At 60.6% G+C, this 12,567-nt stretch carries 10 protein-coding genes; 2 read left to right on the forward strand and 8 right to left on the reverse strand.

The features are described from left to right. On the forward strand, positions 1–504 hold a 504-nt coding region (locus tag VGY55_20975), incomplete at its 5' end, for an alpha/beta hydrolase (GenBank protein HEV2972458.1). A gap of 44 nt (positions 505–548) precedes the next feature. Here the strand turns inward: VGY55_20975 and VGY55_20980 are convergent. From VGY55_20980 to VGY55_21005, 6 genes are all read right to left on the reverse strand, one after another. Then, positions 549–1,226, reverse strand: a complete 678-nt coding sequence (locus tag VGY55_20980) for a hypothetical protein (GenBank protein ID HEV2972459.1) — start codon at positions 1,224–1,226, stop codon at positions 549–551. Between the two features lie 289 nt (positions 1,227–1,515). Then, positions 1,516–2,679 (reverse strand): serine hydrolase domain-containing protein, encoded by a 1,164-nt coding sequence (locus VGY55_20985; protein HEV2972460.1) that lies wholly within the window; start codon positions 2,677–2,679, stop codon positions 1,516–1,518. Positions 2,680–2,783: 104 nt separating this feature from the next. Then, a complete protein-coding gene (locus VGY55_20990; protein HEV2972461.1) occupies positions 2,784–3,338 on the reverse strand; it encodes a Uma2 family endonuclease in 555 nt (184 codons plus the stop codon). A 66-nt stretch (positions 3,339–3,404) separates the two neighbouring features. Further along, on the reverse strand, positions 3,405–3,953 hold the full coding sequence (locus VGY55_20995) for a cyclic nucleotide-binding domain-containing protein (protein HEV2972462.1): 549 nt from the start codon (positions 3,951–3,953) through the stop codon (positions 3,405–3,407). 44 nt (positions 3,954–3,997) lie between these two features. Continuing rightward, entirely contained in the window at positions 3,998–4,498 is a 501-nt protein-coding gene (locus VGY55_21000; GenBank protein HEV2972463.1) for a DUF1854 domain-containing protein, read from the reverse strand. Positions 4,499–4,502: 4 nt separating this feature from the next. Next, entirely contained in the window at positions 4,503–6,800 is a 2,298-nt protein-coding gene (locus VGY55_21005; GenBank protein ID HEV2972464.1) for an ABC transporter transmembrane domain-containing protein, read from the reverse strand. Positions 6,801–7,776: 976 nt separating this feature from the next. Between VGY55_21005 and cphA the strand changes: the two genes are divergently transcribed. After that, positions 7,777–10,506, forward strand: a complete 2,730-nt coding sequence (gene cphA, locus VGY55_21010) for a cyanophycin synthetase (GenBank protein ID HEV2972465.1) — start codon at positions 7,777–7,779, stop codon at positions 10,504–10,506. A 537-nt stretch (positions 10,507–11,043) separates the two neighbouring features. Here the strand turns inward: cphA and VGY55_21015 are convergent. Together VGY55_21015 and VGY55_21020 are read right to left on the reverse strand one after the other, a co-directional pair. Next, complete coding sequence (locus tag VGY55_21015; GenBank protein HEV2972466.1) at positions 11,044–11,232, reverse strand: hypothetical protein; 189 nt, start codon at positions 11,230–11,232, stop codon at positions 11,044–11,046. A gap of 927 nt (positions 11,233–12,159) precedes the next feature. Further along, positions 12,160–12,567 (reverse strand): DUF1501 domain-containing protein (locus tag VGY55_21020; GenBank protein HEV2972467.1); only part of this gene is annotated, 408 nt, incomplete at its 5' end.

Raw genomic sequence — 12,567 nt, forward strand, 5'->3', positions numbered from 1 at the left:
CGGGATGCCTCCGCTGTTGATCTGGCCCTGCTGGCCAAGGGGTTCACCATCGTGGCTGCTCCCATCGTGGGAGGAGGCCCCGTTCGGGCAGAGTGGGACGCCGTCTATAAGAACATGACCGACCACGGCTTTTCCAAGAAACCGGCCATGGAAGGCGCTGGCGCGGGAGCCGGAGAAGCCTACGCTTGGGCCATCGAAAACCCGGACAAAGTTTCGTGCATCTACGGGGAGAATCCCGTCCTGCGCAGCATCATGGAGGGCAGAAAGGAAAAAAAGCCGCCGCTGGACAATCTGGCCCCTCTGGCCAATGCGGGCGTGCCGATCCTGCATGTGTGCGGCCAGCTTGATCCCTGGCTTGACCGCGAGACGCGAGTCGCTGAAAAACGCTACAAGGAGTTCGGCGGCCAGATGACGGTCATCGTGAAGCCTGGCGAGGGACATTTTCCGATCGGCCCGCAGGACCCGACGCCGGTAGTGGATTTTATCGCGGCCAAAACGCAGTAAACCTGCGAGGCAGGGCGCGTAGAGGCGGGCATCCTGCCTTAGTCTCAGCGCTTTTCTTCCGACGGTTGTTGCCGTTCGGAATCACTGTGGAGCGCTCGAACCAGTGTCGTCTCTGCGAATTGAGAATCTTCGAGTTTGAGCGAGAATCCTTGGATAGGCGAGCCGGCGCGATTCGAAGCGATTTCGCGCCACAGAGCGAGCACTGACGGACCGTCAGTCACGCCCGAAAGGCGGTTAATGAGCCATTGACCGTAGGTCGAAAAGGCGGCAGACCTTCGAGTGGCCAAATCAGCCACGATGTCGAGGACGCGTTCGGGCGGAACGTTCAGTTTTTCTTCATCGCCGAGTGCAGCAAGCCGCTCAACCATCAACTCCTCTGCGCGGCGCTTGTCCGATTTCGAGAGATTCTTGGCCTGGAGGTGCGAAGCACTCCCGATCCTCGCGCAAAGCGGACAAATGCAACCACCGTTGTCAGGCACCAATATTTCGATCGGATTTGCAATCACGTCGAACGATGTGGTGACGTATGTCCAAAAGAAATTGGCGAACTCGCGAAAGTGGGCTTGGTCGGGCAGGAATTTTGGCGGAATGAAATACGTGTTCCACTCCATCCAGTCGAAAGCGGCATCGGGAGTATCGGAATGGTGCTCGGCGCGCTCGACAGAAAGCTTGCCTTTGTCGATGGCAGTGGCGATCCATCGCAAGAGTTCGTAACTCTGCATATGAATCTTGATGGCGAGAGCTAGACGCTCAGGATTCAGCATTTGGGCAAGGAAATCCGAATTCTCAGATCGGTTCAGATCTTGTCGCCCCGATTTTTCCACTTTACACTTTATTCTCAATCATGGGTCAGTCTCGAGGACAGTCGCGAGGCGTTGCGGGCGAAAACCGGCAAAAGAGGGCGTGATGAGAGCAACATGGATTGCAAGAGTGGCGGCGATGGTCGTGCTCGTGGGCGTCGCCGAGGCGGGGGCGTAGTGCCATAGCTGTATCAAGCGGTAACGCGCGGGTTCATTTTGGAAAGACCTGCGTGGCCGTCTTGAGAAACAAATCGCGGGCGGCCCACTGGTCACCGCCGCTGCATTGCACCATGAAGATGGCCACCATTCCGGTCTTTGGGTCGACCGACAGATCGGTGCCATAGGCGCCATCGTGGCCAAACATGCCGTTGCGAAGGTGGTATCCCAGGCTGTAGTTGACCTTCGTCGAGCCGGTCTGCTCCGTCCGCAGTTCCTCCATCGCCGCGTGCGACAGGTAGCGTTCGCCCTCTAGTTCGCCGTCGTTGGCCAGCATTAGGCCGTATCGGAAAATGTCGTGCGTGGTGGAGAAAAGGCCGCCCCCAGCCTCGGGATAACGGTGAATCCGATCGCTCAACGGCTTGGTCAAATAGCCCAGGCCGCCCCGCGCGTAACCATTCCTTTCCTTGTTCGGACCATAAGCGCCGGCCAGCCGGGCAACTTGTGCTTCACTGGGCCAGAAGGTGGTCTCCTGCATGCCCAGCGGATCAAAGAATCGCTTCTGCAGAAAATCCTCATACGGCGTGCCACTGACGATCTCGACGATGCGCGCGGCGATGTTCATCCCCTGGTTGCCATAGGCGTACTTGTCGCCCGGCTGCCACTGGAGCGGACCGGTGACGGAGCCGAGCGCGCGGGCCTTCAGCGGCGTGCTGTCCGCCCCCGTGACCTGCTGAAGCTCCGAACTGCCGGCCAGGCCGCTGGTGTGGCTTAGCACATGCCGAATCGTCACCGGACGAACCACGGGTTTCAGCAGGACATGCGCCTCATCCTTTTCCGCAAGCACCATCCACTTATTGAGCTGCGGGATGTACTTCGTCACCGGGTCATCCAAGCTGACTTTGCCTTCATCCACCAACATCATGATGGATGCCCCGGCGAACATCTTGGACATCGAAGCGATCCAGAAGACGTTGTCTTCGCTGATCGGTTTCTTCGCCTCGATATCGGCGTAGCCCAACAGATTCCTGTAGTGAACCTTCCCGCTCCTGTCGGCGATGACGGCAATGACCCCCGCCAGCTTGTAGCTGTCCAGATAAGGCTGCATCGCCGCCGTAACTTCGGGACTGGCCGGTGGCTGGCTTTCAGCCGCGAAGATGGATGAGGCCAAAACAATCGATACCAGGCCGAGCGCGACGATTACGAGTTTGCTTGTCATGATTCGATTTCCGTTCATACGGTTAGTTTACTCGGGGAGGGAAACGGGGGGCGCGGCTCGTTTCTGAAATGCGGCGCGTCCTCTTTACGTTCGTCTTTCGCTCCTCACTCGTGCTCCGCCGGAAAGAGATCATCAACCGGCATCGTCCAGCCGGGGACGGCCGGCTCGGCTTCGGCGAGTTGGCCGCGGTGGTAGGTCGTCGGGAGGCGCGAATCATCGGCCCGATAGACGCGAACGACGTCAGGACCGTTGAGATCGACGTCCCACACGACTTTCGTCCCTGCGGCGAAATAGTCGGCCCGCTTTTCGTCCAACTCCCGTTCGGCCGCTGGGCCGTAATCTCCCTCACTACGAACTTCGACGGCAAAGACGGGCGCGCCGTCGATGAATTTCATGCTTAGGCGGCCAACATGATACGCGGCATCCGGGCAAAAGGACTTTCGATCCGGCAAATCGACGACGAATCCCACGTTGTCGCCGATGGCGTGTCCGCTCCTCGTTCGCTGTGCATACTCTCTCAGGCTCGCGCCGATTTCAAGGGCCGCATAGCCGGGCAAACCTCCGGTCGGCGACATCATCACAATCTCTCCTCCGATCAGTTCAGCCTTGCCGGCCACATTGTAAAGATCTTCGACGGTCGCTTCTGTTCTCGAACTCATATCGCGCCTCGTAATGATTGATGGACACCCTTATTCTATCCATCGCGTGCTGAGAATTCCCCTATCCTACAAATTCCAGCGATTGAACAGCTTCTCGCGGAAGGTGTTCCATTCGCGGACTTGGTCGTCGCCGTCCGGTTGGTCGGCCACGAGCTGGGCGATCCATTCATCCATTCGCCGCAAGCGTTGGGCGAGCGTTTCGACCGCCGTGTGCGAGATTTTGTAGGCGGCCCAGATCCCTTCGTCGATCAGGTCTTGATAATCGACGTGGGCGATCCGCAACAGCTTGACGTGCGTCTGAGCGCGCACGTCGGCGGAGTGTGGGGCGGGATGGAAGAACGACATCTCGCCGAACTGGTGGTACGGCTCGAGCGTGGCGAGCACGACCGATTCCATCTCCGAATCCTTATGTTCGAGGTGCCGCACCACTTCGCACTTTCCCTCGACGACGACCCACAAATTACGGCTCTCTTTTCCCTGTTCGAGGATCAAGTCCCCCGGCTGGAACGCCGTCACCTTAATGATCTCGGCGATCTGCCGTCGCTCCGTCGGATTGAGCATGCGGAAGAGCGGGATGTCTTGCAGCAGTTTGTCGGGAAGGATATCGGTGATCATGATCGCCTCATGTCGGATGGCAAATGGTTATCAGTTTCGCCGCTTCACAAGTAGCGCTCCAAGATTCGCCTACTGGGAGCATCGAGCGCGCGTGTGTCGGGGATCAAGAAACGAATGCCGTGCGTATCGACGATGATGGCCCGGTGGCCTTCGAGGCGGTGAATGTCGTCCTCGTTGCCCAGTAGGAATTGGGTTCGCCCGCGATCGGTTTCGACGTCCCATTGCGACGGTTCGGTGAAAGCCGTCATGTGGACGATTCGCGTCACGATCGGGATGAACTCGCGCCGCATCAGGTCTGTTTCCAGCACGCTGCGCACGTCGGGAGGCAGATCGGCCAGACTCTCGACCCAGAGTAGCTCGCGTCCGTGGTTATCGCGAATCGAGATGCGATTCAGCGGATCGGAAATCGGAAACGCCCGCGCCGGCTCGACGTCGACATGCTCCACGGCATGGGCATCAGTTAGCACGAGCCGGCCGAGCGCGTCGTGATGCAGACCGAAAGCGTCGTCAGAAGACGCGTCGAAGTGCATATTCTCTCGTTGCATGAGGTTATACTCCCACCCCTTGCACTAATTCCAACTGCGCTCGATGCAATCGGGCGTAGGCGCCGGGGAGCCGGAGGAGTTCCTGATGGTTGCCGATCTCGGCGATTTGGCCCCGTTCGAGGACGACGAGGCGGTCGGCCCGTCTGAGCGTGCTGAGACGGTGGGCGATTGCGATCGTCGTGCGACCTTGTATCAGGTTCTCGAGCGCCACTTGGATTTCGCGCTCCGTTTCCGTATCGACCGACGAGGTCGCCTCGTCGAGGATCAAGATTCGCGGATCGATCAACAGGGCCCGGGCGATCGAAATCCGCTGCCGTTCGCCGCCGGAGAGCGATTGACCCCGCTCGCCGACGAGTGAATCGTACCCATCAGGGAGATTCAGTATAAACTCATGCGCTCGCGCGGCGCGGGCCGCGGCCACGATTTCGTCACGTGTCGCACCGGGGCGGCCATAGGAGATATTCTCGGCAATCGTGCCGTAGAACAAAAACGGATCCTGCAGCACGATCCCAATGTTGTGCCGGTACTCGGCCACGGGGATTGACCGGATATCGACTCCGTCCGCCAGGATCGCCCCCTCCGCCACATCGTAAAAGCGGCAGACGAGGTTAATCAGCGTGCTCTTGCCTGCTCCGCTCTGCCCGACCAGTCCGATCATTTCACCCGGCCGGATGGCCAGGTCGATCCCGTGGAGCACCTCGCGTGTGCCATATTTGAAGCGCACTCCGCGCAGCTCGACGGCCCCTTCCAGGCGGCCGGGATGCACCGGCCGGACCGGCTCGGCCACGCTCGGCACGCGGTCGAGAATCTCGTAGATCCGTTGCGCCGAGGCAGCCGCCTTCTGCGTGGCGGAAACCATGTAGATCAGCGACTCGATCCGCGTGAAGAAGCGGCCGATTCCCAGGGCGAATGCCCACAGCACTCCGACCTTGACATCATGCTGAAACACTTGCCAGCAGCCGAAGGCCCACACGACCAACAGACCCAACTCGGTGAACATCTTCACAGTCGGGGCGAAGAACGACCAGACGAAGTTCACGCGTTGGTTGATTTCCACCACGCGATGGTTGCTGTGGCCGAACCGCTCGATCTCGCGGTCCTCCTGGGCAAACGCCTTGACGACGCGAATCCCTGGGATCGTGTCGGCCAGCACGCTCGTCATCTCGCCCCAGGCCACGCCCGACAGGCGGAAATTCCGCCGCAGCCTCGACCGGACCCAGTTCACCAGCCACACGATCACCGGAAACGGCGCCAGCGACACCAATGCCAACATCCAATTCGTCGAAAGCAGAAACCCGGCGGTCATCAACATCATGATCACGTCGGAGGCGAACGCAATCAAATTGACCGAAAGGAAGTTGCAGATCTTGTCGGTGTCACTGCCGATCCGCGACATCAAATCACCGGTCCGTTTGCCGCCGAAGAACTCGAGCGACAGCCATTGCAGATGGGCATAGGTCTTGTTGCGCAAATCGGCGGCAATCCACTCGCTCGCCCAGGCGAGCACGTAGGTCCGCGCCCATTCGAGCAGCCAAGTGATGATTGCCGCGACCGCCCACCCGCTCAAAAGCCAGACCGCGAGAATCATGCTCACCGCGTGCCCGCCTTCATACGGCACGAGTACGTCATCCAAGAGCCGCATCGCTAGATAGAGCGGAATCAAACTGATGGCGGTGCTCGCCAAGGTGAGCAAGAATCCCAGCAAGATCAGTTTCAGCCGCGGCCTGGCAAACGCGATCAAGCGATAGAGCGAAGCGATTGCCCGCGGCTCAAGCGCCACGCTGCACGAACGGCAGATGCCGTCGTCGGCGCTGATTACGGCGCCGCAACTTGGGCAAATGCTCGTCGAGACGCCGGACGATCGGTTTTTCGCATCGTTGAATCGGCCGACGAAGCGATGGGCCGCGGCAGCGGCCCCCAGCGTGTATTTCCAGTGCGTCAACCGGCGTTCGCTCGTGACGAGATCGAGCGTGCCGGCCCCCACGTGTTCCTGGGCCCGCAGCGAAACGTCGCCCGAAACTGGCCATGTTTGCCACCGGGGCGCTTTCGGAGCGTCATCGCTGGACGCGGGCAAACCATTCGTCGTCGCGATCGTTGAGAGGATCTCGGGCTCGCCATAGGCCAATAGACGCCGGTCCGTCAAGACAACTAGCCGCCGCGCAAAGCAGAGGCGCTGATCGAGATCGGGCTCAAACCACGCCAGAACTGATTCGCCCGTCGCGAGTTGCGTGCGGACCGCGCTGCGCCAAGACTCAGGCAGCGAGCTACCGGCGTCAGTCGTTCCTTCCAGTGGGGGATTCATTATTCCAGATGCAACAGTCGTACGCGAAAGCGGAAAATTGCCGGCGCGGTCTAGTTTTTGCAGCGTGCTCTCGGCCAATCTTACGTCCGCGGGCAGCGACTTGACCAGAGGGTTTTTGACGCCAATGCCGGACCGATAATGAACGTGATCGACTATCGAACGCTTGAGGCGAAAAGCCAACAAACGTGCGAAAAAGCGTCGATTCCTTGACTATCCCCCCAAGTCGATTAGTATAACATCGTTTGCAGCGTTCCTGGTGGATTGATGAACGTGGACGTAAGCGCGTTTTTTTCAGTTGACGACGGCCATCGAGACCACTGGATGCGAGGAACGAATGGCTCGCATTTGTCGTCTTTACATGGTAGTTGTATTGTAAGATTGCGGTTTTGGATTGGCGGTAATTCGCACGTTCCGTCGAGCCGTTAGAGTTCACGCAATCGCCGGGATTAGCTTTTGATGATCAATCTCGATTGTATTGGCCTTCGCTGGCCCGACCCACCCTACCTTCCTCCCACCTTGCCTCACCGAAGGCGACGTCAGGCCGCGGCACGCTTGCGCCACGATTGGCTCTCCGAACGGCCTCAATGTTGCACGGCGTGTGTGACGCGGATGACTCGCACTGATACTCACTGTAAGCCGATTCCCACGGCGCGCGGAACCGCCCTGTGGAGTTGACGGCTGTCCGGCCGATCGCCGGTGCGGCGGCATAGTCGTTCGCCCGTAGGGCGGCGCAGCCGTTTGCCCGTGCGGCGGCGGAGCGGCGAAATCTGCGAGCCATTCGCAACCTAATCCGCTGCCTAAAGACGCAACGCCATGTTGCGATAAATTAACAGCGGCGTTTTTTCCAGCCGACACAATCAAGAATCGAGGTCCGTCGGCAACCGATGAGTTTTTGACAGAACGCTTCGCGGCTGGAGGGAGCCGCCAAGCAACGGGTTCTATCTCCCGATGCCAGGCAACTGTGAGTTAGCGAAACATGGAAATCCGGAAAGTGCTGGTGCTTCGTGGTCCGAATTATTGGGCGAATTTTCCCGTGCTCGAGGCGTGGGTCGATCTGGGGATCTTGAAAGACTCGCCGTCCGACGAGCTGCCCGGATTCAACGAGCGATTGATGACCTGGTTGCCGACGATGATCGAGCATCGCTGCAGCATCGGCGAGCGCGGCGGTTTCTTCGAGCGGCTCCGTCGCGGCACGTATCAGGCCCACATTCTCGAGCACGTGGTGCTCGAATTGCAGACGTTGGCGGGGAGCGAAGTCGGCTTCGGGCGGACCCGTGAGACGGCGGAAGAGGGAGTTTACAAAGTCGCCATCGAGTATCTTGAGGAATCGGTCGGTAAGGCCTGTTTGGAAGTCGGTCGCGAGCTGTGCCTCGCCGCGGTGCATGACAAGCCTTTCGATCTGGAAGGCGAGCTGCGTCGCTTGCGCGCCTTGACGCAGCAAATCCGTTTGGGACCGAGCACCAATTCGATCGTCCAAGCGGCGCTGGCTCGTGGAATCCCCGCCCGCCGGCTCAATGCGGGAAGCCTCGTGCAGTTGGGCTACGGCGCTCGGCAGCGGCGCATCCTCGCGGCCGAGACCGACCGCACCGGAGCCATCGCCGAATCGATTGCCCAAGACAAGGAATTGACTCGGACTCTGCTGCGCGCCGTCGGCGTGCCCGTCCCCGAAGGCCGAGCGGTCGAGAACGCTGACGATTCCTGGGCGGCCGCGCAGGAGATCGGCTTGCCGGTCGTCGTCAAGCCGCAATTCGGCAACCAAGGGCGCGGCGTGGCCACCAATCTGAACAGCAAAGAGCAAGTGCTGGCGGCATACGACGCGGCGCGGCAAGAAGAATCGACGATCGTCGTCGAGCAATTCGCTCCCGGCGGCGATTATCGACTCCTCGTGGTTGGGGATAGAGTCGTTGCCGCCGCGCGGCGCGAGCCGGCGCAAGTGATCGGCGACGGAGTCCATTCGATCGCAGAGTTGGTTCGCGTCGTAAACGAAGATCCGCGCCGGGGGGACGACCATGCCACCTCGCTGAGCAAAATCAATCTCGATACCGTGGCGCAGCAGGTGCTCGCCGATCAAGGATTGACCCCGGGCTCCATTCCGACCGCGGGGACTCGCGTCCTCATTCGTCGCAACGCGAATCTAAGCACGGGTGGAACGGCGACCGACGTGACCGATCTGGTGCATCCGGACATCGCCGCTCGGGCCGTCGATGCGGCCCGCGTGGTCGGGCTGGACGTCGCGGGAGTCGACGTCGTGGCGATCGACATCAGCAGCCCGCTCGAAGCCCAGCGCGGGGTGATCGTCGAGGTCAACGCCGCTCCGGGCTTGCGAATGCATTTGGAGCCGTCGCTCGGCAAGCCGCGCCCCGTCGGCGAGGCAATCGTCGGGACGTTGTTCGCGGCCGGTGAAACGGGCCGCATTCCGATCGTCGCGGTCACTGGCGTCAATGGCAAGACAACCACTACGCGGTTGATCGCCCACGTGCTTCGCGGCACCGGCCGCCGCGTCGGCATGACTTGCACGGAGGGGATCTTCATCGACAGCCGGCGGATTCAAACCGGTGATTGCAGCGGCCCGCAAAGCGCCCAGAACATCCTGCTCAATCCGTCGGTCGACGCGGCCGTATTGGAAACCGCGCGCGGCGGCATCCTCCGGGCCGGTCTCGGGTTCGACCGCTGCGATGTGGCGGTCGTCACCAACATGGGCGAAGGAGACCATCTCGGGCTGGCCGACATCGACACACTTGAAAAGCTGGCTCGCGTCAAGCGAACGGTCGTCGAAGCACTCTCTCCGACCGGCACCGCCGTCCTCAACGCCAGCGATCCGCTGGTGGTCGAGATGGCGGCCAAATCGCCCGCGCCGGTGGTGTTTTTCTCGCTTACGGCGGATCAACCGGTCGTGACGGCGCATCGTGCCCAGGGGGGCCGCGCCGTCACGGTCCGCGACGGCATCATCATGCTCGCCGAGGGCGAGTTGGAGATTCCGCTCGTGCGGCTCGACCGCGTGCCGCTCACGCATGGCGGGCGGGTCGCGTTTCAAGTCGAGAACGCGCTGGCCGCCGTTGGCGCCGTTTGGGGCTTGGGCCTCACTCGCGAGGCGATCCGCACCGGCCTGGAATCGTTCGCAGCCGATATCGAGCACGTCCCCGGCCGATTCAATCTGCTCGACATCGGCGGAGTGACCGTGATCGTCGACTACGGGCACAACCCGTCATCGCTGATCGCGCTGACGGAAGCGATGAAGCAGTTTCACCAAGATCGTCGCACGGCGGTCTACACCTGCGCCGGCGATCGCCGCGATTGCGACATGGTCCGCCAAGGCGAATTGCTCGGCGCCGCCTTCGACCGCGTCGTGCTTTATGAGGACCACTACGTCCGCGGCCGCAAGGAAGGCGAGATCATGGGGCTGCTCAAGCAGGGGCTTTGCGGGGCGAAGCGGGCGCTCGAGATTCAAGAGGTCCGCGGCGCCGTACAGGCGATCGAAACGGCCCTGAGCACGGTCCGCCCCGGCGAGCTGTTGATGATTCAGGCCGATACGATCGACGAAACGGTGGACTACGTGCGGCGCTATCTGGCCACGCACCGGGACAGCCACGAGATCAGCCTGCTTGAGGCCGTCGACGGCCGGCACTCCGAGCCAGTCCGCATCGAAACCTCCGCCTCCCCCGCCGAAGCCGCGACGGTCGCAATGGTGACGCAGAGCGTGGATTGATGGGACAGATCATGCCAATTCGGTTGCCACAATAATAACCCGCGAATGCTCAAGCAACTTTACAGCGGGATCGACCGGACGAACTACGCCATTCTCGACAACACCCTCGACCGCCACCGGACGCCGATTCCGTCGGCCGAGAAAGGTCTCCACCGGTAACGCCGGCGCATCGACCGGCAATTGGGGCGGCGGTAAGTGCGGCTCCGCCGCGACCCGCTCGTCGATGGTCCGGCGTTCGGAATTTCGCGGATCGCTTTTGATAATCACTTCTTGTATTGAGCGGGGTTTTCTACTCGGTGGTCGCTGTTCTGACAGGTTTAGGCGGGAACGAAACGACCCTTCGCCCGCTCGTGGCTTGCCGTTGCCTGGCGTCCTCGGATACGGCGTGGAGATCGAAGTTGAATCGCTTCGCAATCGTTTCGCGTGCCTGTCGCACTTCGGCAACAATGCTGGCAGTAGCCATTTGTCATTTCCCTGAGTCCTGAGTTTGCGCGAACAGTTCGAGGACTGCATTGGTGGATCCGGAGTGCCGCGCGATTAGTTCTGCCGGTGGTGATAAAAGACGGCTAACAGTTGCTCGTCGTCAATGTCCCAAAGTGTTCGCCCGGTCTGGTCTTCCCCGAGGAACCCCAAATGGGCGAGCAGTTGGCCCAATCGCACGTCGGGAGACAGTTCGCAGAGTTCCGTCAATATTGCCAGCGCTTCGCTTCGTGTTGCAGCGATCATGGTAATAAGTGTCGTAGCTTGAGTACCGGCCTTCACGCCATCTGAGCCGGTTTTAGTACGTACGAGAATTGGACCTAAGGCGACGTCTTCGCGCAAAAGTTGGGAGGCGGAGCTGTCGTTCGAGCGTCCGTCCTGCAGGCGTTGGTCTTGCCGGTCCGAGCCGCGCGGAGACCGAGGTTCACTTTGCCCGAAACAGGCAGCGCTTTCGACGCGAGCGCTCGCAATTCGGCCAAGGCCAATAAATCGAACTTTGCCTCCGGCGCCACTGCGAGAAATTGTCGTAGCACAGCAACCAACTCGCGCTCGATTTCATCGATCTGCCAACGATACTCATTGCCGCGGACAAAGTTCCGATCCCTCCGCACGGCAGTTATATGTGCAATCTGCTTATTCGCCGCTTCTTTCGCGTCACAGACGTCCGTGGATGGAGCCGGTGAGCGCGTCGACCAGTCCGCCACGTATTCCCCCGCGGCCAAGTCGCCTTCTTTGGGTGATGGGAATCTCGGGTGATGCTCGAAGAAAAAGCACGAAATGTTCCGAAAGTGCGTCACGAAACCCTGGACGGTGTTGTTATGCGTGACCCCGCTGCCTCCAAACGCGTTTTGCCGTAGAAGTTCGGCGGATTCAGTCATTTGATGGAATTCAAAGAGGAGTGTCTTGGATTCCGCCTGAAGCTGTTCTTGGGTTCGTGCCATTCGATTCTTATGCGTCATCACATCTCCCCTCACAAAAAACCCGATAGTTGACTCGCCATCCCAACGACGACAAGTCGCGACGCGCCTCGGTTCGCCCCTCCAACAAGCAACTTGGATGACGTCAGGCGACGCTGCCCAGCCCGCTTCAAATGCAAATGGTTCAAGCCATCGCTCGACTTGGAAACTCATTAGGCCCGGCGAAGACGCTTGACCTAACGCTGGGTGCCATTCTTCAGATCAACTCTCGCATCGGCTGAACATGATCGACCAAGTATTGCGGGCGGCCGGTGAGGTCGCGGATGGTGGTCGTGTTGATGTCGATGCCGAGGTTGTGGTAGAGCGTGGCGAAGACTTCGCCGAAGGTGACGGGGCGTTGGACAGGGTATTCGGCGAGGCGGTTCGTGGCCCCGATCACCTGGCCCATGCGCATGCCGCCACCGGCGAGCATGGCGCAACTGACTTGCGGCCAGTGATCGCGGCCGGCGTCTTTGTTGATCTTCGGCGTGCGGCCGAATTCGCCCCACACGACCACCGACACGTCGCGATCCAGCCCGCGCTGGTGCAGATCTTCGACCAAAGCGCTGACGCCTTGATCCAAGAGCGGCATATCTTCACGTGCCGCACGGAAGTTCTGGCCGTG

This window comes from Pirellulales bacterium (assembly GCA_035939775.1).
Classification (GTDB): Bacteria; Planctomycetota; Planctomycetia; order Pirellulales; family DATAWG01; genus DASZFO01.

Coding starts and splice junctions, on each gene's coding strand:
- VGY55_20980 (HEV2972459.1), bottom strand. CDS start 1,226: ATGCAGAGTTACGAACTCTTGCGATGGATCGCCACTGCCATCGACAAA.
- VGY55_20985 (HEV2972460.1), bottom strand. CDS start 2,679: ATGACAAGCAAACTCGTAATCGTCGCGCTCGGCCTGGTATCGATTGTT.
- VGY55_20990 (HEV2972461.1), bottom strand. CDS start 3,338: ATGAGTTCGAGAACAGAAGCGACCGTCGAAGATCTTTACAATGTGGCC.
- VGY55_20995 (HEV2972462.1), bottom strand. CDS start 3,953: ATGATCACCGATATCCTTCCCGACAAACTGCTGCAAGACATCCCGCTC.
- VGY55_21000 (HEV2972463.1), bottom strand. CDS start 4,498: ATGCAACGAGAGAATATGCACTTCGACGCGTCTTCTGACGACGCTTTC.
- VGY55_21005 (HEV2972464.1), bottom strand. CDS start 6,800: ATGAATCCCCCACTGGAAGGAACGACTGACGCCGGTAGCTCGCTGCCT.
- cphA (HEV2972465.1), top strand. CDS start 7,777: ATGGAAATCCGGAAAGTGCTGGTGCTTCGTGGTCCGAATTATTGGGCG.
- VGY55_21015 (HEV2972466.1), bottom strand. CDS start 11,232: ATGATCGCTGCAACACGAAGCGAAGCGCTGGCAATATTGACGGAACTC.